This window comes from Pseudomonas sp. 10S4 (assembly GCF_034344865.1).
Taxonomy (GTDB): Bacteria; Pseudomonadota; Gammaproteobacteria; order Pseudomonadales; family Pseudomonadaceae; genus Aquipseudomonas.
Genome location: NZ_CP133774.1, coordinates 1724924 through 1744863, shown reverse-complemented (window position 1 = coordinate 1744863; position 19940 = coordinate 1724924). Strand labels below are relative to the sequence as shown.

Here is a 19940-nt window from a genome sequence, read left to right as displayed (position 1 = left end):
TTTTTGGCTTGGAAAAGGCCAAGCTACTTCAAGTCCACCAATACCGCACCAGATGAAAGAAAATCGGCGCCGCAAAACACACCGAATCCAGCCGATCCAGCATCCCTCCATGACCTTCGATCATGTGTCCCCAATCCTTCACGCCGCGATCGCGTTTGATCGCCGACATCACGATGCCGCCGGCAAAGCCTAGCAGGTTGATCAGCAGCGCAATCAAAAACGACTGCCACGGATTGAACGGTGTGGTCCACCACAACGCGGCCCCAATCAGCGAGGACAGCAGCACGCCGCCGACAAAGCCTTCGACGGTTTTAGAGGGCGACAGGTTGGGCGCGATTTTGTGTTTACCGAACAGCTTGCCGCAGACGTACTGCAGTACATCCGACAGCTGCACCACGATCACCAGGTAGGCGATCAGCAGCAGGTTGCGACCTTCATACCCGACGATGTCCAGGGTCAGCAGCGCTGGCACGAACGACACGCAGAACACCGCGATCATCAAGCCCCACTGCACTTTCGATGCACGTTCGAGGAAGTGCGTGCTGTCGCCGCCGAGCGACGCGAGGATCGGCAGCAGCAAAAACACGTACACCGGGATAAAGATCGAAAACAGGCCATACCAATCGAAATAGATCAGCAGGTATTGCAGCGGCAACGCCAGATAAAACGCCGCTACCAGTGCCGGGTAATCGCTGCGTCGGGTCGGCGTTAGGGTGAGGAATTCGCGCAGCGCATAGAACGACACCGCGTAGAACAACAGGATCACCGCGCCGGTGCCCAGCCAAAAGGCGATGCCGATCACCAGCACCATCACCCACCAGGCGTTGATGCGGGCGTTGAGGTTGTCGACCACCGGATTGGGCGTGCCGCGGGTGCGCAACTTGAGGATCAGGCCGATCAACGAGGCCAGCACCAGGATCATGCCGATCCCGCCGAAGAGCATCAGGGTTTGTCTATCCATGTCAGGAATGCTCCGGGGCGAGGGCCAGCAGCGCGTCGCGGCTGCGGGTAAGGAACTGCTCTTTGCTCTCGTCTTCAGCCAATTGCAGGGGCGCGCCGAAACTGGTGGTACACAGCAGCGGCAACGGCAGCACCCGGCCCTTGGGCATGACCCGATTGAGGTTGGCGATCCACACCGGAATCACTTGGGCCTGTGGGTAACTTTTGGCCAGGTGATACAAACCGCTTTTGAATGGCAGCAAGCCGTCCTCCAGATTGCGCGTGCCTTCGGGAAAGATGATCAGCGAATCACCTTTCTCCAAGGCATCGAGCATCGGCTGCAACGGGTTATCCACAGGGTCTTTGCGTTCGCGGTCAATCAGCACGCCGTTGAACACCCGGCTGATGATGTAGCGGCGCACGGCGCTTTTGTTCCAGTAATCACTGCCCGCCACCGGCCGCGTGAGTTTGCGCAGGGCGGGAGGCAGCGAGGCCCAGAGCAGCACGAAGTCGCCGTGGCTGCTGTGGTTGGCGAAATAAATCCGCTGCACCGGTTCCGGCGCGCAGCCCATCCACAGGCTGCGGGCGCCGGTGACGGTGCGGGCCATGGAGGTGATGAGGGTGGCGACCACAGGTTCGAACATAAATGATTTCCTTATCCGGTGAAGGACAGCCAAGGGCTGGCGAGGATAACGGCTAATGTGGGCAACACCTGCGCGGCCAGCAGGACAGCCTGGTTACGCAGCAGTTTCAACGCTCCGCGCTGACGTTCGGCCCAGGGCCGGCCAGCACGGTTGGCCGGTTGCAGGCCGAGGTTTTGCAAGGCCTGGTCGAGGGCTTGAGTTCGGTCCGGCAAGGCGTCGGCGTCACGGGCGACCAGCTCAAACAGTTCAGCATCGAAGGCGACTCGCAGCGCCCAGTATTTTTGCAATAGACCCACGACGATCAGCCAGGCACTGAGGATCAACCCCAGTGCAACCGGAGTGATCAACAACAATTGCAGCAAGCCGAATAACACACCGAGCAGCGTCAGCCCTGTGGATAACTGATCAAGGGTACGGCCCCGGCGCAGCAGACTGGCGACCATCTGCAATTCCATATCAGCCGGCATAGGCGTTCTCCAGGGCTTGGCGATGGGCCGGATGCAGCACCACGTGCGGACGTGCGGCTTGAATCATCGCCACGGCGGCATCGACCGTCGTTGCGCGCCCACTGTGCAGCAACCACGCGGCGACCGCCGTGGCGCTGCGTGAATAACCCAACGCACAGCACACCAGCAACGGGCCTTGCTGGCGCAGTTGTTCAATGGCTTGGGCGGCGGCGAGGCATTGCTCAGCGCTGGGTGCCGTCAGGTCGAGCACCGGAATGCTTTGATAAGCGCGGCCTCGCGGATTGAGCGGCAGCTCGGCGCAAAGATCGACCACGGCTTTAAACGGCGCCAGTTGCTCCGCGTCGGGCAGCCTGCCGAGCCAAACGTTATCCACAACCTCATTGGGTTGTGGATGCTTGCGGGTCCACAGCCGTGAATTGATCCACGCCGCCGCCACGTAAGGCGCAAACAACCAACGGGAGGCCGGGGTCAGGCGCCCGTCGGCGCGTTTCTGAAACCCGGCGGCGTCCAGCAGCGCGTAATTGAGCGCCACCATCAATAACGCCACGGCTGGCCAGGTCAGCCACAACCATCCGCCGCCCAAGCCAAAGGCTGGAATGGCAAATACCGCAGCGCCCAAGGCATAGCGCAATGCCAGGCGCCAGCGTTTCGAATCCTTGGCCAACCGCAGGCTACTGAATGGGCTGGGCCGATCCAGCGGCCACAACCACACGCACAGCCAACCGGCGAGGGCGCCTGTGGGTAAGTCGATAAAGTGATGTTGATAAGTGGTCAACACCGAAATACCGATCAGCGCGAACCAGCCGTGCACCAGCCACCGCCACAACCCTTGGGAATGCCGTTGGTACATGACCCACAAAATCACCAGCAACGCGATGTGCAGCGACGGCGCCTGATTGAACGGCTTGTCGAACCCCGCCAGCACTGCGAACAGCCAGCCAAACACCCCGTCCAGTTCCGGCCGGTCGAAGGTGAAGCGCAGCGGCCACAACAGGAAACAACTGACCGCGATTACTTGAGCGCTGAGCAAGCGCAAGGCGTGGCGTTTGAGTTCATGGCGGCTGTTGGGCAGCAGCAGCGAAAAGCCGTACAGCAGATCAATCGTCCAGTAGGGGACGATGGTCCACGCCCAGAACGGCATGGCGCTTTCCCAATCGAAAACGAACGTACCGACGTCGCTGCGCTGGTTCGTCACCCATGTGGCAAAACCGTAGCTGGCGAAAAACAGCGGCGCCAGCAGCAGTAGCCAGAGCACGGCCGGTTTCAGCAACCCCGGCTCTCTTGAGGTTGAGGCGTCGCGCATCATTGCACCCGTTGCGCGAGGGACACGGTGAAGATCCCCCATTCATCCACACGCTGGGTGATTTTGCGGAAACCTGCCGCTTCCACCAATTGATCCATTTCTGCCTGACTGCGCCGACGCATCACCCAGGCCTGACCTTGACGGTGACTGGTCAGGGCGCGGGCGATCAGCTCCAACTGCGGGTGCCAAGGCTGGCCGGTATAGACCAGATAACCACCGGGCTCCACCGCTTCGGCCAAGCCCGCCAGCGAACCACCGACCATCGTGTTGTCGGCAAACAACTCATACAACCCGGACACCACCGCCAGCGTCGGTTTGGGCTCCAGCGCTGCCAGATCGGCGCGGTCAAAGGCGTCGCCTTTGACGAATTGCGCGATATCTCCCAGGCCTTTATCGCGAATCAGCGCGCCACCGTCCCGCACGTTGATGTCGCTGTAATCGCGCAACAGGATCGATTCCGGCAGCGGGCTGACGCCTTGCAAGGCTTCGAGAATGTAGCGGCCATGGCCGGCGGCGATGTCGACGATCCGTACCGGGCGACCTTCCTCACGCAGTTTGGCCATGGTCAGGCGCAGCAGTTCTTCGACGTTGAGTTTGCGCTGGCGAATGCCGCGCCAGCCGATCGAGTTCAGGTAGTTCTGATCAATCATCCGCCCCAGTCCGCTCTTGCCAGTGGGCTGGTTGCGGTAGACGTAATCCAGGGTGCTGCCCGAGTCGAAACCGGTGTCGAAACCGAGCTTCACGCCATCGGACAGCTTGCTGCCCAAACGCATGCTGGCGCGGGTCATGCGCCAGTACAGGTCACGCAACGAGTTGTGCGGCAGCGGGGCGGCGAGGGATTCGGATTCGGCGCAAGTCAGGCCGATTTTGTCGGCATCGAGCAGCGAGGCACGGTTCAGCGGGTAATCGAAGTTTTGCAGGATGAAGCGTTTGGCGCTGGCCACCGCCACGGCGCGATCACGTTCACCGAGGGTGTCGTGGAAGAAGCCCGGGAGGATGTGTTTTTCCTTTTTCAGGCTGCCCAGGCGTTCGAAAAACTGTTCCTGGGGTTTGCGGTGGACCACAAAGTCCGAGCCGGAGATCAGCAATTGGGTCGGCACCTGAATCGCTTGTGCATCGGCGACTACGCGGTCAGCGGCTTCGTACAAGCCGAGCAACACATTCACCGAAATCGCCTTGGTGATCAGCGGATCGCTGTCGAAGGACGCCACGCGTTCCGGGTCGTGGCTGAGGAACTTGGCCTTGACGTAGCTGTTGACGAAAAAGTTGCCGCGAAACTTGCGCATCAGCGCCAAGCCCGGACGGGCGAACGGCACGTAGAGTTTGACTTTGAATGCCGGCGAGGCGAGCACCAACGAGCGGATGCGCGGCGCGTAGTCGTGGACCCAGGTCGAAACAATCACCGCGCCGACGCTCTGGGCGATCACCGCCATGTTCTCTTCGTCGATCTGGTGGGCACTGTTCAGGTGATCGCAAAAGGTCTGCACGTCACGCACGCTGGTGGCGAAACTCGGGCTGTCGCCGCGAGCACCGGGCGACTGGCCATGGCCTCGGGCGTCCCAGGCAAAGAAGTCGAACTCGGGCAGGTCGAGCTCATCCACCAAGTGGGCGATGCGCCCGGAGTGTTCGTGGCCGCGATGAAACAGCAGCACAGCCTTGCGCGGTTCATCCGGATTGGCAGCGGTGGCCGGCCAGTGGCGGTAGAACAGCTCAACGCCGTCGTGGGTGGTGAAGGTCTGATTCTGGGTTTCGCGCATTGCATGCTCCATATGCTAGAGAGTCCTTATGCTTGGGGCCTTACGCCGAGGGAGTGTTTTCCTGCACTTCTTTAAGGCCCTGACGGACCCGGTTGACCAAGGTGTAAGCCAGCAGGACGGCGACCACCCCAAACACAACGTTAATCCACAACGCATTGATCCAGCCGATGGCGATGCCGGTGGCCACGACGCCCAGTACAAACGCCCGATCGCTTTTGCCCATCGGCCCGTCATACCGCCGCGACGCGCCGACCATCGGCCCGAGGACGCCACTGTACTCGCTGAACAACGCCAGCAGCGTGACCGACAGCACAATCAACAGGCTCACGTCCGGAATCAGCGCAAACGGCAGGATCAGCGCGCAGTCGGCGACGATATCGCACAGCTCATTCAGGTAGGCGCCGAGGCGCGACTGTTGGCCGAACTCCCGGGCGAGCATGCCGTCGATGGCATTCAGCGCCATGCGCAGGATCATCCACACGGGAATCAGCACAAACACCCACGGATGCTGGGCGAAACAGGCGATTCCGATGCCTACGACGATCGAAATCACCCCGGCCAGCACGGTGATCTGATTGGCGGTGGTGCCGTTATCGAACAAGCGTTGAACCAGCGGTCGCAGCAAATTCTGGAATGCGGGTTTGAGTTGGTAAATGGAAGGCATCGGCAGACGGTCTCAGCAATTGAAAGCGTGAACGTTCAGGGTTATACGTCACAATAATCAGAATGCCAGCAAAACCCCTCTTTCAGCGAATCCAGGGTCATTCGGAAACTCCCGGCCTCGCGTTTTTTAGTGCTCAGGAGTTCACCGATGGACCGCTTCCAGGAAATGCAGGTCTTCGCCGCCGTCGCCCAGGAGCAAGGCTTCTCGGCGGCGGCACGGCGTTTGGGAATGTCGGCGGCCAGTGTCACTCGCGCGGTGGCGGCGCTGGAGAAACGCATCGGCACCTTGCTGTTGACGCGCACCACCCGCAGCGTGCACTTGAGCGAGGCCGGTCAGCGTTACCTCGAAGACTGTCGCAGAATTCTCTCCGAGGTGCAGGAAGCCGAGGATTCGGCGGCGGGCAGCCACGCCCAGCCTCGTGGGCAACTGACGATCACCGCGCCGGTGTTGTTCGGCGAGTTGTTTGTCACGCCAGTGATGGTGCGTTACCTCGATCAATTCCCTGAAGTCGTGATCAACGGCTTGCTGGTTGATCGGGTGGTGAGCATGGTCGAGGAGGGCATTGATGTCGCGGTGCGTATCGGCGATTTGCCCGACAGCAATCAGCATGCGATTCGCGTGGGGGAAGTGCGGCGGGTGATCTGCGCGTCGCCCGGTTACCTGCAAACCCATGGACGACCTCGGCATCCCGAGGAGCTGGCCGGCGCGCCGGTTGTCGCCACTTCGTCCATCGGCCAACTCAGGAACTGGCCGTTCCTCGATAAAGGCCAGCCAATCAGCGTTCGCCCGGAACCACGCTTGGTGGTCACCGCCAATCAGGCTGCAATCACCGCTGCATGCCTCGGATTGGGGTTTACCCGCGTGCTGTCCTATCAAGTGGCGGGCAAAGTTGCGGCCGGTGAGTTGGAAATCGTCCTGGCTGACTTTGAACTGGCGCCGCTGCCGATTCACATCGTCTACCAGGGTGGGCGCAAAGCCCCGGCGCGGATTCGCAGCTTTGTGGATTTTATGGTGAGGGCGCTGCGTGAACATCCCGCCTTGGGGTAAGCGCAGAACCTGTGGGAGCGGGCTTGCTCGCGAAGGCAATTTCATATTCTCCAAAGATGTTGACTGATAGTCCGTCTTCGCGAGCAAGCCCGCTCCCACAAGGATCGGTGCTGGGCTTGGGGTTTATTGCATTGGCTGAAACAATGGATTGCATTTGCTGGTTATTCTGCTGATTTGGAGATAGGCGGATGATGGCCGCCATTGGTGCTGATCATTGTCTGATCGGCGCCACCACCCAGCGGAGTCGATCATGAACGCCATCAAGCTCTACAACTTCCCCCGTTCCGGCCACGCTCACCGTGCCGAGTTGATGCTGTCCCTGCTGCAACTGCCGACCGATTTGATCTTTGTCGACCTGGCTAAAGGCGAGCACAAACAGCCGGAGTTCCTGGCGCTCAACTCGTTTGGTCAGGTGCCGGTGCTGGATGATCAAGGCGTGGTGCTGGCGGATTCCAACGCAATCCTGGTGTACCTGGCGCAGAAATATGGCAACGGTCGCTGGCTGCCGACCGACCCGGTCGGTGCCGCCAAGGTTCAGCGCTGGTTGTCGGTGGCCGCCGGGCCGATTGCCTTTGGCCCCGCCAGAGCACGGCTGATCACGGTGTTTGGCGCGCCTTACAGCGCCGAAGAAGTGATCGCTCGCTCACACGACCTGCTCAAAGTGATCGATCAGGAACTGGCTAACAGCAAGTATTTGGTGGGCAACGAGCCAACCATCGCCGACGTCGCGGCCTACAGCTACATCGCCCATGCGCCGGAAGGCAACGTGTCCCTGGCGGACTACGCCAACGTTCGTGCCTGGCTGACGCGGATTGAAGCCTTGCCTGGGTTTGTCGGCATGCCGCGCACTGTCGCGGGTTTGCAGACCACTGCCTGATACCCGTCAAACCCTGTGGGTTCGCGTCTTATCCTTTCACCAAAAGGAGTCCTGTCATGCAACATTCACCGTGGCACGCCGGCGAACGGCAGATGCAGGAACACGTGGGTGTTGCCGAGCGAATGGACACCCTCGGCCGTCGGGTGATTCGCAGCGAGATGCCAGACCAGCATCGCCAGTTCTATCAGCAACTGCCGTTCATGCTGTACGGCGCGGTCGATGCCAACGGCGATCCGTGGGCCAGCATCCTCGAAGGTCAGCCCGGCTTCGCGCATTCGCCTGCACCTACAGGGTTGCAGTTCGACAGCCTGCCTGCAGCCGATGACCCTGCGCAATTGCACGCCGGGGACGCGATTGGTCTGTTGGGCATCGAACTGCACACCCGGCGGCGCAACCGGCTCAACGGCCGGGTCGGCGCCATGACGGCGAGCGGCTTTGGTGTTTCGGTGCAGCAGTCCTTCGGCAACTGCCCGCAATATATTCAATTGCGTCAGTTTCATTCGGTGCCGCTGGCGGACCCTTCGACCCGCATGGCGCAGCACCTCTTTGAGCTGGATGACGCGGCCAAAGCGATGATCGCCGGGGCGGATACGTTCTTTGTCGCCAGTTATGTGGACGTCGACGGCCAACGCTCGGTGGACGTTTCTCATCGCGGTGGCCAGCCCGGTTTCGTCCGTATCGAAGGCAATCGCCTGACCATTCCGGACTTCGCCGGCAACTTACACTTCAACACCTTGGGCAACCTGTTGCTCAACCCTCGGGCTGGTTTGCTATTCGTCGACTTCAAATCGGGTGACCTGCTGCAACTCAGTGGTCGCACCGAGATCATCCTCGAAGGCCCGCAGGTCGAAGCCTTTCAAGGCGCCGAGCGCTTGTGGACGTTTGAGGTTGCACGCGTGGTGCGGCGGCCGGCGGCGTTGGCCCTGCGCTGGCGGTTCGATGGGATGTCGCCGAACAGTTTGATGACCGGCACCTGGGAACAGGCCGCTGCTCGCCTGCAAGCCCAGGCGTTGGGTGATGCCTGGCGGCCATTGCGGGTGGTGCGGATCGAGGCGGAAAGCCAAAACATTCGCTCGGTTTATCTGGAGCCTGCCGATGGCATCGGTTTGCCGGTGTTCCAGGCCGGGCAGCATTTGCCGCTGCGTTTTAAGGTGGGCGGCGAGACGCATATCCGCACCTACAGCCTGTCGAGTGCGCCGTCCGATGATTTTTTCCGCATCAGCGTGAAGCGTGACGGCTTGGTGTCTTCCCACGTGCATGAGCAGATTCGCGTCGGTGATGTGCTCGAAGCCCGTGCGCCGCAGGGCCATTTCACCGTGGCGCCCCATGAGCGTCGGCCGCTGGTGCTGTTGGCCGCCGGGGTCGGCATCATCGCCGTTGCTGTCGATGGTGCGCGAGGTGGTTTATCAGGGCTGGCGCACCCGGCATATTCGGCCGACGTGGTTCTTCCAGAGTTCGCGGACCTTGGCGGATCAACCGTTTCGCCAAGAGCTGGATCGGTTGCTTGAAGGGGCTGGTGACACGGTTCGCGTACTGCGCCTGCTCAGCCAACCGGAACCCGAGGCGCGGGAGGGCGAAGACTTCGACCTGACCGGGCGTATCGACATGGCGTTGTTGCAGTCGATCCTTGAGGTTGAGGACTACGATCAATTGGACTTTGTCCTGTGTGGTCCGGGGAGTTTTACCCAAGGCATATACGACGGGCTGCGGGACCTGGACATCCGCGATTCACAAATTCACGCCGAAACCTTTGGCCCATCGACATTGCGTCGGCGCCCCGATCCGGATGCGATCGTCATCGAGCAGCCGCCAGCCGCGACGACCTCGGTGCCAGTGGTGTTCCAGCGTTCGGCCAAAGAAGCGCGCTGGCAACCGGACGGCGGCAGTTTGCTGGAGTTGGCGGAGAGCCGCGGCTTGCGCCCGGAATTCAGTTGTCGCGGCGGGTCGTGCGGCACCTGCAAGACCCGGTTGATCAGCGGCCAGGTGAATTATCCACAGCCGCCGGCAGAAGTGCCGGAGGCGGGGCACGTGCTGATTTGTTGTGCGGTGCCGGCGCAGGGGGCTGAGCCGTTGGTGCTGGACTTATAAGCACCCCAGATCCCCTGTGGGAGCGAGCCTGCTCGCGATAGCGGTCTGTCATTAAACATTGCTGGAGGCTGAACCACCGCTATCGCGAGCAGGCTCACTCCCACCTTTGACTGTGGTGGTCCTACAGACCGAGTGATTTTGGGGAATGTTTCCGACAGGTTTTGAAGGTTGTCCGTCGGAAACGGGGTGGATAGGCTTTGGGTGTCGCTGCACATCAGCGATCGGGCGTGGAAACCCGAGGTTTTAAAGGCATAGCCCCATGGCATACTGCGGCGTTTTTTATCGTCGCTGTTTTGAGTTATGACGGCTGTGTGCGGGAGACCTTCGGGTCTGCCGGGGTTATGCCTTTGCTCGGTTTTCCACCCTGCGCACAGCTGTCACCTTTTCGTGTGGAAACGAAAAAAGTGGCAGCCTCATTTCTTAAAGGTGATCCACTATGTTCAAAGCAACCCCGAATCCCCCAGAAACCGACAGCCCCACCCTCGACGCCAAAAAGCTCAAGGAAGCCGCCGACCGCGCGCTCAACTTCTACCTAAACCCCGCCGCCCTGAAAGCCCCGCCGGCTCGTAAGCCGAGCACGATGTTCGCCATCATGCCGGATATGAAAGACGAAGATCTGCTGGCCCACACCTGCGAATCCCTGGCCCAGGCCAGCATCATGACCAGCGACTTTGCCGCCCGCCTGGAAGGTCCCAACCGGCACACTGCCATGGCGATCCAGCAAATCGTCATGCTGGCCGAGCTGGCGGTGAACCGGATGCTCGATAACGTCGAACTGCCGAAACCTGCGCCACACGGCTAAATCAGCAGGGGAATACTTTTTGTGGTGAGGGGCTTGCCCCGTTGGGCTGCGAAGCGGCCCCAAAACCTGCCACCGCGATGTATTAAGCACACCGCGTGCGATGGTTTTACGACTGCTGCGCAGCCGAACGGGGGCAAGCCCCTCGCCACAGGGTTCACTGCACCAGAGGGTTCACCCCTCATGGGTCAGGCGTAGGACAGGGATTTTTCTTCCAGCAATTCCTGATACAGCTCCGTCCACTTGCGGCCCATTTCGTCGGCAGTAAACAACTGCCGATACCGCGCCTCAGCTTTCACGCCCATGGCTGCCGCGCGCACCGGGTCTTCCCACAAGGTGCGCATCGCCTCGCGGAACGCCTGTGGATTACTCGGTGGCACCACCAGCCCGGTTTCGTTGTGGATGTTGATGTAGCTGGTGCCGGTGCCGATTTCGCTGGAGATCATCGGTTTGCCGTACATCGCGCCTTCCAGCAGCGAGATGCCGAACGCTTCGGAGCGTAGGTGCGACGGGAACACAATGGCGTAGCTCAGTTGCAGCAACGCCACCTTGTCTTCATCCCCCAGCCGGCCGAGGAAGTGGATATTGCGCAGACCCAGCGCAGCAGCCTGGGCGTGCAATTCTGTTTCCAGTGGCCCGGCGCCGACGATCACCACCGGGTAATCCACGTCTTTCAAGGCGTCGAGCAGGATGTGCAAGCCTTTGTAGTAACGCATCACGCCCACGAACAGGAAAAACTTATCCCCAAGCTTCTGCCGCCAATGGGCCATGCGCTCGGTATCAGGCTGTGGATAACCGGCCTTGTTCAAACCGTAGGGAATGACGCGGGTCTTGTCCTGAAACTGCTGCAATACATCGCTGGTGTGCAGGTAGTTAGGCGAGGCCGCGACGATGCGGTCGGCGCTGGCGAGGAAACGGTTCATCAGCGGCCGATAGAGTTTGAGCAGGTGTTTCTGGCGAATGATGTCCGAGTGGTAAGTGACCACGCTCGGCTTGTTCATGCCGCTGGCGAAGTGCACCAGGTCCATGAATGGCCACGGGAAGTGGTAATTGACCACATCCGCTTCGGCCGCCAGCTCGCGAAACTGTTTGAACACGCTCCAGGAAAATCCCGTGGAGGCGAATTGAATGTCGAGTCTGGCCCGATGCACTTCATGCTGACCGAGTTTCACCACGGGCGGCGTCGGGTCGGCACTCAGCGTCAGTACCTGGCCCTCGATGCCGTGCTGGGCGCCACTTTCGCAGAGCTGGAAGATGACTTGTTCGATGCCACCTACGGAGTCGGGCAGGTACGTCTTGAAAAAATGAAGAACTCGCATTCAACCTCCCAAAACCTGGCGGTAGGCGCGGGCTGTGATCTTCGCGCAACGCTCCCAGGAAAAAGCTTCGCTTGTTGTAGTCCCGCTTCTCGGCATGCCTGCCAATGCGTTTTATCGTCGATCAGTCGGCTCATCGCATCCCGCAAGCCGACAGGGTCGTCAGGTTCAATGTAGTTGCCCGCCGCGCCGGCCACCTCTGGCATCGCCGAATGCTGAACCAGAATCACCGGCGTGCCGCTGGCCATGGCTTCCAGCACAGGCAGGCCGAAGCCTTCATAGACCGATGGAAAAATCAGTGCCTGCGCCCCGGCCAACAGTTGTGCCACTTGTTCGTCGGGCAGGTAACCGAGCAAGCAGACGTGCCCGGCGGCCAGTGCCTGGCGCAGTTCTTCGCTGAATTGCTCGCGCTGCCAGCCGGCCATGCCGACGATCAACAGCGGAAACCGCTGGCGCTGCGCCTCCGGCAGCAAGGCGTGGGCACGCAGGGCCAGGGCCAGGTTTTTGCGCGGTTCCAGGGTGCCGACGCAGAGAAAATATTCTCGGGCCTCGACCCCGTGGGCCTTGAGGACCGTGTCGATGTCTTCGGCTGAGCGCGGATGGAAACGCGCCGCCGCGCCCAGCGGCGCGACGATGAAACGCTCGGCGGGCAGGGCGAAATAGGCTTGAGCCTCATCGGCAATGAACTGCGAGTCGGTCAGAATCAACTGCGCCTGTTGCACGCCATCGGCCAGTCGCCGCTCGATTTCGCGCAAGCGCGCCGGCGGTTGCGTCTCGGGGTAATGCAGGTGCGTCAGGTCATGCAGGGTGATGACCGTTGGGCCGTCGAATGACAGCGGCCACAAACTCGGTTCGTGATACAGGTCGATCGACTGGGACCGGCCCTGATCGAAACGTTTCTGCGCCAGCCAGCGCCGTGCCTGATAGGCCCCGGGAATTTGCCGCAGCAACGGCGACAGTCGCGAGTAGCCGGGCATGGCGGCCTCGGGCAGCGAAGTGCTCCAGCCCCAGCCGTGGAACAGCGACAATTCGATGTCCGGTTCACAGGCGAGTGCGCCCACCAGTTCGGCAACGTAATGGCCGATGCCGGTGCGCGGGGCCTGGAGGATGCGGGCGTTAAGGGCAATTCGCATGTTGCCTCTCTGCCACGACCGGTGTCGGCTGAAGATTGCGCAGGGTGCGTTCGGCCAGTTGCGCACTGGCTTCACGCCAGCCGATCCACTGCCAATCAGTGACATTGCGAGCCGCTGGGAATTGGCCGCTGTTCTCGAAGCGAACCACCAGATCGGCCAGGGTTTGCGGCTTGGCCAGGTCGAAGTAGGCCATGAACTCACCGCCAATTTCGCGGAAGATCGGGATATCACTGCCCATCGCGGGCAACCCGCGTTGCATGGCTTCCACCAGGGGCAGGCCGAAGCCTTCGACCCAGGACGGAAACACCAGCGAACGGGCGTGGGAGTAGGCGTATTCGAGGCTGGTGTCGCTCAGGTCGTTGAACATGAACAGCCGTTTGTTCAACTGCGGATGGTTGTGCACCCGGGCGAGCAGGGCGTCGCACTTCCAGCCGATGCGCCCGGCGATGCACAGTCGGGCTGTCGAGCCCGCCGCCCAGGCGAGTTCAAAAGCGTCCAGCAGGTAGTCGTGGTTCTTGCGCGGTTCGATGGTGCTGACCATCAGGAACACCGGCTCCGGGGCGTCGAACATCCGCTTCAGGCGCGGTTCGACGGCAGCGCTCGCTTCGCTCAGGTCCAGTTCTGAGCCGAGGTGGAAATAGTCGAACCACAAGGCATCGGCTTTAGCCGGACCGACCCGGTGCTGCAATTCTTCGCGCACCTGGTCGCGCACCGTGGCGGAAATCGCCACATAGCCGTCGGCGGTTTTAGTGATCCAGTCGAACCATTCGTTGAAAACCTGTACCAGCCGCGTGTCGTAGAACTGCGGGTGGGTCAGGGGAATCAAGTCGTAGATGACCGAGACAATGCCCACGCCTTCGCGCTTGAGTTGTTCGGCAAACGGGAAGAAATCGGTGTGCCAGGACGAGTCCAGCAACACCAACTGATCCCCCGGCTGATGCTGCAACGGCGTGCAACGCTTGGGCAGTTGGTATTGGTTGAGACCGTCGATCAGACGCAGCGGAATACTGAAACAGGTAATCGCCGTGACGCGGTAGGCCACGTGCAGCAAACGCTTGATCACTCGCGAATTCGTGCGGTTGTGCAGGCGTTGGTGCAGTTGCCAGAACCGGTGGGCCAGGCGCCCCAGACGCCCGCCAAAGATCATCAAGTGATCGAAAAACGGAATGTTCAACGCGCCGAGCTTGAGCACTCGGTAGAGCTTGCCTTTGAGCATCACGACCGGGATGCATTCGACGCCCTGCACGCTGGGCGGCAGTTGATTGATGACGTTGCGCACCACGCGCTGAATGCCCGAGTTGACCTTGGGATGCTGGAATACGTGGGTGCATTCCACCAGCAGGCGAGTCATGACGCGCGCTCCTGGTGAATGGCAGTGGCCGTGCGGGTGATGGTGGTCTGGGCGCCCAGCCACGAGCAGCCGACGAAGTCTTCGTGGCGATTATTGATGACGTGGAACACCAGGCCGTAGTCGCGCCATTCGAAGTTGCGGTCCAGGTGTGAGTCCAGGCGCGACAGGCTCAGCGCCACGGAATAGTTACCCTTGCCCAGGCCCATGACGAAGGCAAAGCGATAGGTCACTCGCTCACCAGCGTGCAGGTCGTCCAGGGCTTTGTCCTGGCGGTGGGTGTTGATGCCGTACATGGCCTGGCCCAGGCGATCCTTGATCATGAAGCCCAGCACCAGGCGTTCGATGTCCTGGCGAATCTCTACCTGCACTTCCAGCACCACCGGTTGACCGACTTCGGCGGCATCGATGGCGCGTTCGTTTTCGTCCAGCAGGCGCACGCTGAGGATGCCGGCTTCACCGGTACCGGAGATGGTTTGCACTTGGCCTCCGGCGAGCATTTCCTGGCGCACGGTCTGGCCTTCGCGTTCGGCGAGCAAGGCGTTGTAGTAATCCATGACCGCTTCGGGTTTGTCGTGCATCGCCATGCGGCCGCGATCCAGCAGGATCGCCGAGTCGCAGATCGACTGGATCGCCCCTCGGTCGTGGGACACGATCAGCAAGGTGGTGCCGGCTTTGCGAAAGCTGCGGATGCGGTCGAAACTCTTGTGCTGGAAGTAGGCGTCGCCCACCGACAATGCTTCGTCGACGATCAGGATGTCCGGGCGCCGGGCCGTGGCCACGCTGAACGCCAGGCGCATCTGCATGCCGCTGGAATAGGTGCGCACCGGCTGATCGATGGCCTCGCCGATTTCGGCGAAACGTTCGATCTCCGGCATCAGGGCTTCGATGTCTTCGACGTGCATGCCCAGCAGTTGCCCGGCCATCACGGCGTTCTGCCGGCCGGTGAAGTCCGGGTGAAAACCCATGCCCAGTTCCAGCAGGGCGGCGACCTGGCCTTCGAGCTGGATGTTGCCGCAGGTCGGTTGGGTGGTACCGGTGATCATCTTCAACAACGTGCTTTTACCGGCGCCGTTGACCCCGACGATGCCCACCGCTTCACCGGGGGCGATCTCGAAATTCACGTCTTGCAGCACCCAGTGCTGGCGGTGGCGCATCGGCGAAAACGGGATCAGCCACTCGGCCAGTCGGCTCCAGCGCGTAGGGTATTGCTTGTAGGCCTTGCCCAGGCCAGTAACGCGTATGTGCCCCATCAGAGTTCATCCACCATTTCGCCGACCCGCTGGCGAAACAGCCGCAGCCCGATCACGCAGAACAGCACACCGGTCACGAAGATCGGCAGCAGGGAACTCCACACCGGCCACTGGCCGTAGAGGAACAGGTTCTGATAACTGGCCATCAGGTTGGTCAGGGGTTGAGTTGCAGCAGGCGCTGGACCCACTCCGGCAGGATGCTGATCGGATACACGATCGGTGTCAGCCAGAACCAGAATTGCAGGCATATGCCATAGAACTGGCCGATGTCGCGAAAGAACACGTTCAACACCCCCAGGACCATTCCCAGCCCGGCGCAGAACATCACCTGCAACGCCAACAGCGGCAGCAGCGCCAATAACGCCATGCCCGGCCAGCGTCCGGTGATCAGCAGAAAGCCGAGGAACAGCCCGATGATGATCGCGAAATTGATGCCGGCGTTGAACAGCACAATCACCGGCAGGCAGATCCGCGGGAAGCTGATTTTCTTCAGCAGGTTGGCGTTTTCCAGAAACATGTTCTGGCACCGCAAGGTGATTTCCGAGAACAGGCCCCAGGTCAGCAAACCGGCGCAGAGGTAGACGCTGTAGGCCATGCCGTCATCCACGCCCGGCAAGCGGGCGCGCATGATGTGGGCAAAGACCACCGTGTACACGACGATCATCGACAGCGGATTGAGCACGGTCCAGAGGGCACCGAACAACGAATTGCGATAACGCGCTTGGAACTCTCGCTTGACGCTACCGAGGATGAAACCTCGATAGCCCCACAGCGAGCGGTACAGGGAAAGCAGCATTCAAACCGTCCTGCCATATTGGTCTTCGAAGCGGACGATGTCGTCCTCTCCCAGGTATTCGCCGCTTTGTACTTCAATGATCACCAGGTCGATCACACCCGGGTTTTCCAGGCGATGCTTGTGCCCGGCGGCAATGAACGTGGATTCGTTCTTGGCCACCAGGTGGGTGCCGGTGCCGTTGTTGGTGACCTTGGCCATGCCTTCGACCACGACCCAGTGTTCGTTGCGGTGGTGGTGCATTTGCAACGACAGCTTGCCGCCCGGCTTGACCACGATGCGCTTGATCTTGAAACGCAGACCTTCCTCGAGCACGGTGTAGGTGCCCCACGGCCGGCTGACGGTGCGGTGCAGGCGATAGGCTTCGTGCTTTTTGTCCTTGAGCTGCTTGGCCACCCGGCGTACATCCTGGGCGCGGTCGGCGTGGGCCACCAGCACGGCGTCGGCGGTGTCGACGATGATCAAGTTATCCACACCCACCGCGGCGACCAGCCGGCCTTCGCTCTGGACGAAGTTGTTGTGGCTATCGACGAAGATCGCATCGCCACTGGCGCGGTTATTTTGTGCATCGGCCGGCACCAGTGCAGCCAGCGCGCCCCAGGAGCCGATGTCGCTCCAGTCGAAACCGGCGGGCACCACGACCACTTTGTCCGAGCGTTCCATCAAGGCGTAGTCGATGGAGATGTCGGTGATCTCGGCAAACAGCGCCGGCGATAATTCCTGTTGCAGGCAACCGCCGGTTTCCACCGATGGGCTGACGGCCATGCAGGCTTGGGTCTGTTCCAGCAGTTCGGGGGCGTGAACCTGCAACTCGGCCAGCAGCGTGGCCACCGAGAAGCAGAACATGCCGGAGTTCCACAGGAAGTTGCCGCTTTCCAGGTAATGCGTTGCGGTTTGCAGGTCGGGTTTTTCGACGAAGCGCTGCACCCTGGCCGCACCTTTGTCGTCCAGCGGTGCACCGGTCTCGATATAGCCGAAGCCGGTTTCCGGCGTCGTCGGCTCGACGCCGAACGTCACCAGGTAACCCGCCTTGGCCAGCGTCACGGCATGCGCGACGGCGCTCTGCAAGGCGTCGACATTGACGATCAGGTGATCGGCCGGCATGACCACCATGATCGCTTCGTCACCGTGCAGGGCTTGCAGCGACAGCGCCGCCGCCGCGATGGCCGGGGCGGTGTTACGGCCGGTCGGCTCAAGCAGGAAGTGCCCGCGATGACGGGCCAATTGCGCGTCCTGGTAGTGATCCTTGCTCTGGAAGTAATACTCGCGGTTGGTCACCGTAACGATGTCGCCCCAACCATCGAGCAGGCCCGCCGCGCGCCGGTAGGTCTTGCCCAGCAGCGACTGGCCGTCGGGCAGCGTCATGAACGGCTTGGGGTGCCCTTCGCGGGACACCGGCCACAAACGGGTCCCGGCACCGCCGGAGAGAATCACAGGAATCAGCATGGCCTACTCCTTGGCGACGCGTTTCATGTCCGCATCCATCATCATGCGGATCAAGGTATCCAGATCGGTTTTTGGCTTCCAGCCCAGCACACGCTGGGCCTTGGCCGGGTTCCCGAGGAGCACGTCGACTTCGGCCGGGCGGAAAAACGCCGGGTCAATCTTCACGTAGTCGCGGTAATTCAGGCCAATGTGGTCGAAGGCGATCCGGCACATTTCGCGCACGGTGGTGGTCACGCCGGTGGCGACCACGTAGTCGTCGGCTTTGTCCTGTTGCAGCATCATCCACATCGCTTCGACGTAGTCGCCGGCAAAACCCCAGTCACGCTTGGAGTCGATATTGCCCAGGCGCAATTCCTGCTGTTTGCCTTGCTTGATGCGGGCGGCGGCGTCGGTGACCTTGCGGGTCACGAACTCGATGCCGCGCAGCGGTGATTCGTGGTTGAACAGGATCCCGCTGCTGGCGTGCAGGTTGAAGCTCTCGCGGTAGTTCACGGTGATCCAGTGACCGTAGAGCTTGGCTACGCCGTACGGGCTACGGGGGTAGAACGGCGTGTTCTCGTCTTGCTGCTCGGCCTGGATCAGGCCGAACATTTCGCTGGTGGACGCTTGATAGAAACGCGTGTGCGGGCTGAACTGGCGGATCGCTTCAAGCAGATGAGTCACGCCCAGGCCATCAACGATGCCGGTGGTCACCGGTTGATCCCAGGAGGCGGCGACAAAGCTTTGCGCCGCCAGGTTGTAGACCTCGTCCGGCGCCGACTTGATCACCGCGCGCTGCACGGAGCAGGCATCGGCCATGTCGCCATCCAGGTAAATGATGTCGCCCTCGACCCCCATCTCGCGCAGGCGCCAGCGTGAATCGCTGCTGCGCCGGGCCACCAGGCCGTGGACCTTGTAACCCTTGTCGAGCAGCAGTTTCGCCAGATAAGCCCCGTCCTGGCCGGTGATCCCTGTGATCAGTGCACTTTTAGTCATTCGTCTTTTACTCGTTTCTCCCAGTCGGACAGGATCGCCCGCAGGGATTGTTGTGTTGTGATTTCAGGCGTCCATCCTGTGGTCTGGGCGAGCTTGGCATGGCTGCCACAAACGCGACGCTGATCTGCGCGGCGAAGTCGCGCAGGATCCTGAATCAATTGCATGTCGACCTGGGCGAGGTCCCCCAGTTGTTCAATCAAACTGCGGATACTTTGCTCGCGCCCCGAGCAAATGTTGTAGACCTGCCCCGGCGTACCCTTTTCGAGCAGCGCCAGGTAGGCCGAAATCACATCGTCCACGTCGAGGAAGTCACGGGTGACGTCGATGTCACCGACTTCCAGTTGTGGCGCTTGCAGGCCTTGCTTGATTCGGTTGATCTGCCGCGCTGCGCTGGCGATGACGAAGCTGTCTTTTTGCCCGGTGCCGATGTGGTTGAACGGACGGGCGACCAGCACCGGCCAGCCTTCGCTCAGGCCCCATTGCAGACTCAAGAATTCCGCCGACAGTTTGCTCACTGCATACGGGTTGCGCGGGCAGGGTGGCTGGCTTTCGGTGATGGGCAGTTGGGCTTCGCTGACCTGGCCGTAGACATCGCCGGAGCTGACGTACAGGAAGGTGCCGTTGAAGCCGCGAGCCTTGAGGGCTTGCAGCAGGTTCAGGGTACCGAGCAGGTTGATGTTCAGCGTGCGCGCCGGATCACGGAAGGCTTCGGGAACGAAAGTCTGGCCGGCCATGTGAATGACGGCGTCGGGCAGCTCGGGCCACAGGTCTGCGAGGCTGTCCGGGTTGCCGAGGTCATAGCGCGAAGGGACCGTCAGCAGCTCCCATTTCGAGGTATCGGCATTCAGACGCGATTGGATGTGTTGTCCTACGAATCCACTCAGACCCGTAACGAACAGACGCTTTTTCAAACAGCAGCCCCTTGGTCATTAAACTTCTGCCATTTCCCACAGGCTGACGGGAATGTCTGTCAGACCGTGCGAAAACATCGGTAGGAAAACAGGCGAAGTCTTTGTTGTAGTTGTTTGGTAGCCAATCTGTGCCAATTACGGCGCAATTTCAACAGGTCCAACCGTGACTGGTCAGTTCTC

At 61.1% G+C, this 19940-nt stretch carries 15 protein-coding genes and 3 pseudogenes; 4 read left to right on the top strand and 14 right to left on the bottom strand.

Translation table 11 applies throughout. The annotated features are described in order from the left end of the window. Positions 1-28 precede the first annotated feature (28 nt). From RHM58_RS08185 to RHM58_RS08160, 6 genes are read right to left on the bottom strand one after another with little or no spacing between them, the layout of a single operon-like run. The gene (locus RHM58_RS08185) at positions 29-961 is read right to left on the bottom strand and encodes a phosphatidate cytidylyltransferase (protein ID WP_322270062.1); all 933 of its coding nucleotides are present in this window, start codon (positions 959-961) and stop codon (positions 29-31) included. A gap of 1 nt (position 962) precedes the next feature. Further along, a complete protein-coding gene (locus tag RHM58_RS08180; protein ID WP_322270061.1) occupies positions 963-1583 on the bottom strand; it encodes a lysophospholipid acyltransferase family protein in 621 nt (206 codons plus the stop codon). 11 nt (positions 1584-1594) lie between these two features. Then, positions 1595-2050 (bottom strand): hypothetical protein, encoded by a 456-nt coding sequence (locus RHM58_RS08175; RefSeq protein WP_322270060.1) that lies wholly within the window; start codon positions 2048-2050, stop codon positions 1595-1597. Next, positions 2040-3353, bottom strand: coding sequence for a phosphatase PAP2/dual specificity phosphatase family protein (locus RHM58_RS08170; RefSeq protein WP_322270058.1), 1314 nt, complete (start codon positions 3351-3353; stop codon positions 2040-2042). The genes RHM58_RS08175 and RHM58_RS08170 overlap by 11 nt, the downstream gene beginning before the upstream one ends. Next, a complete protein-coding gene (locus tag RHM58_RS08165) occupies positions 3353-5110 on the bottom strand; it encodes a bifunctional alpha/beta hydrolase/class I SAM-dependent methyltransferase (RefSeq protein ID WP_322270057.1) in 1758 nt (585 codons plus the stop codon). The genes RHM58_RS08170 and RHM58_RS08165 overlap by 1 nt, the downstream gene beginning before the upstream one ends. A 40-nt stretch (positions 5111-5150) precedes the next feature. Beyond that, positions 5151-5774 carry a CDP-alcohol phosphatidyltransferase family protein gene (locus tag RHM58_RS08160; RefSeq protein WP_201255021.1) on the bottom strand — a complete coding sequence of 208 codons (624 nt, stop codon included), beginning with the start codon at positions 5772-5774 and terminating at the stop codon, positions 5151-5153. Between the two features lie 147 nt (positions 5775-5921). Here RHM58_RS08160 and RHM58_RS08155 point away from each other — a divergent pair, with 147 nt between their 5' ends. The 4 genes and pseudogenes from RHM58_RS08155 to RHM58_RS08140 all read left to right on the top strand — a co-directional run bounded on the left by RHM58_RS08155 (position 5922) and on the right by RHM58_RS08140 (position 10588). Then, positions 5922-6821 (top strand): LysR family transcriptional regulator, encoded by a 900-nt coding sequence (locus RHM58_RS08155; RefSeq protein WP_322270056.1) that lies wholly within the window; start codon positions 5922-5924, stop codon positions 6819-6821. A gap of 250 nt (positions 6822-7071) precedes the next feature. Continuing rightward, positions 7072-7698, top strand: coding sequence for a glutathione S-transferase family protein (locus RHM58_RS08150; protein WP_322270055.1), 627 nt, complete (start codon positions 7072-7074; stop codon positions 7696-7698). Between the two features lie 56 nt (positions 7699-7754). After that, positions 7755-9786: pseudogene (locus RHM58_RS08145) on the top strand (pyridoxamine 5'-phosphate oxidase family protein). A 436-nt stretch (positions 9787-10222) separates the two neighbouring features. Beyond that, entirely contained in the window at positions 10223-10588 is a 366-nt protein-coding gene (locus tag RHM58_RS08140) for a DUF6124 family protein (RefSeq protein WP_322270053.1), read from the top strand. 185 nt (positions 10589-10773) lie between these two features. On the opposite strand, the gene RHM58_RS08135 is transcribed toward RHM58_RS08140, so the two are convergent. The 8 genes and pseudogenes from RHM58_RS08135 to RHM58_RS08100 all read right to left on the bottom strand — a co-directional run bounded on the left by RHM58_RS08135 (position 10774) and on the right by RHM58_RS08100 (position 19760). After that, positions 10774-11904 (bottom strand): glycosyltransferase family 4 protein, encoded by a 1131-nt coding sequence (locus tag RHM58_RS08135; RefSeq protein WP_322270051.1) that lies wholly within the window; start codon positions 11902-11904, stop codon positions 10774-10776. Next, positions 11905-13034, bottom strand: a pseudogene (locus tag RHM58_RS08130) (glycosyltransferase family 4 protein). It abuts the gene before it with no gap. Further along, positions 13018-14385, bottom strand: coding sequence for a glycosyltransferase family 4 protein (locus RHM58_RS08125; protein WP_322270050.1), 1368 nt, complete (start codon positions 14383-14385; stop codon positions 13018-13020). The pseudogene RHM58_RS08130 and the gene RHM58_RS08125 overlap by 17 nt, the downstream one beginning before the upstream one ends. Continuing rightward, positions 14382-15635, bottom strand: coding sequence for an ABC transporter ATP-binding protein (locus RHM58_RS08120; RefSeq protein WP_322270049.1), 1254 nt, complete (start codon positions 15633-15635; stop codon positions 14382-14384). Before RHM58_RS08120 ends, RHM58_RS08125 begins: the two co-directional genes overlap by 4 nt. After that, positions 15635-16431, bottom strand: a pseudogene (locus RHM58_RS08115) (ABC transporter permease). Before RHM58_RS08115 ends, RHM58_RS08120 begins: the two are co-directional and overlap by 1 nt. Further along, positions 16432-17874 (bottom strand): mannose-1-phosphate guanylyltransferase/mannose-6-phosphate isomerase, encoded by a 1443-nt coding sequence (locus RHM58_RS08110; RefSeq protein WP_322270048.1) that lies wholly within the window; start codon positions 17872-17874, stop codon positions 16432-16434. A 3-nt stretch (positions 17875-17877) separates the two neighbouring features. After that, entirely contained in the window at positions 17878-18849 is a 972-nt protein-coding gene (gene gmd / locus RHM58_RS08105; protein WP_201199198.1) for a GDP-mannose 4,6-dehydratase, read from the bottom strand. Next, the gene (locus RHM58_RS08100; protein ID WP_322270047.1) at positions 18846-19760 is read right to left on the bottom strand and encodes a GDP-mannose 4,6-dehydratase; all 915 of its coding nucleotides are present in this window, start codon (positions 19758-19760) and stop codon (positions 18846-18848) included. The genes gmd and RHM58_RS08100 overlap by 4 nt, the downstream gene beginning before the upstream one ends. Positions 19761-19940: the final 180 nt, after the last annotated feature.

Excerpts from the sequence above, each read along its gene's own strand:
- RHM58_RS08185 (WP_322270062.1), bottom strand. The coding sequence starts at position 961 with ATGGATAGACAAACCCTGATGCTCTTCGGCGGGATCGGCATGATCCTG.
- RHM58_RS08180 (WP_322270061.1), bottom strand. The coding sequence starts at position 1,583 with ATGTTCGAACCTGTGGTCGCCACCCTCATCACCTCCATGGCCCGCACC.
- RHM58_RS08175 (WP_322270060.1), bottom strand. The coding sequence starts at position 2,050 with ATGCCGGCTGATATGGAATTGCAGATGGTCGCCAGTCTGCTGCGCCGG.
- RHM58_RS08170 (WP_322270058.1), bottom strand. The coding sequence starts at position 3,353 with ATGCGCGACGCCTCAACCTCAAGAGAGCCGGGGTTGCTGAAACCGGCC.
- RHM58_RS08165 (WP_322270057.1), bottom strand. The coding sequence starts at position 5,110 with ATGCGCGAAACCCAGAATCAGACCTTCACCACCCACGACGGCGTTGAG.
- RHM58_RS08160 (WP_201255021.1), bottom strand. The coding sequence starts at position 5,774 with ATGCCTTCCATTTACCAACTCAAACCCGCATTCCAGAATTTGCTGCGA.
- RHM58_RS08155 (WP_322270056.1), top strand. The coding sequence starts at position 5,922 with ATGGACCGCTTCCAGGAAATGCAGGTCTTCGCCGCCGTCGCCCAGGAG.
- RHM58_RS08150 (WP_322270055.1), top strand. The coding sequence starts at position 7,072 with ATGAACGCCATCAAGCTCTACAACTTCCCCCGTTCCGGCCACGCTCAC.
- RHM58_RS08140 (WP_322270053.1), top strand. The coding sequence starts at position 10,223 with ATGTTCAAAGCAACCCCGAATCCCCCAGAAACCGACAGCCCCACCCTC.
- RHM58_RS08135 (WP_322270051.1), bottom strand. The coding sequence starts at position 11,904 with ATGCGAGTTCTTCATTTTTTCAAGACGTACCTGCCCGACTCCGTAGGT.
- RHM58_RS08125 (WP_322270050.1), bottom strand. The coding sequence starts at position 14,385 with ATGACTCGCCTGCTGGTGGAATGCACCCACGTATTCCAGCATCCCAAG.
- RHM58_RS08120 (WP_322270049.1), bottom strand. The coding sequence starts at position 15,635 with ATGGGGCACATACGCGTTACTGGCCTGGGCAAGGCCTACAAGCAATAC.
- RHM58_RS08110 (WP_322270048.1), bottom strand. The coding sequence starts at position 17,874 with ATGCTGATTCCTGTGATTCTCTCCGGCGGTGCCGGGACCCGTTTGTGG.
- gmd (WP_201199198.1), bottom strand. The coding sequence starts at position 18,849 with ATGACTAAAAGTGCACTGATCACAGGGATCACCGGCCAGGACGGGGCT.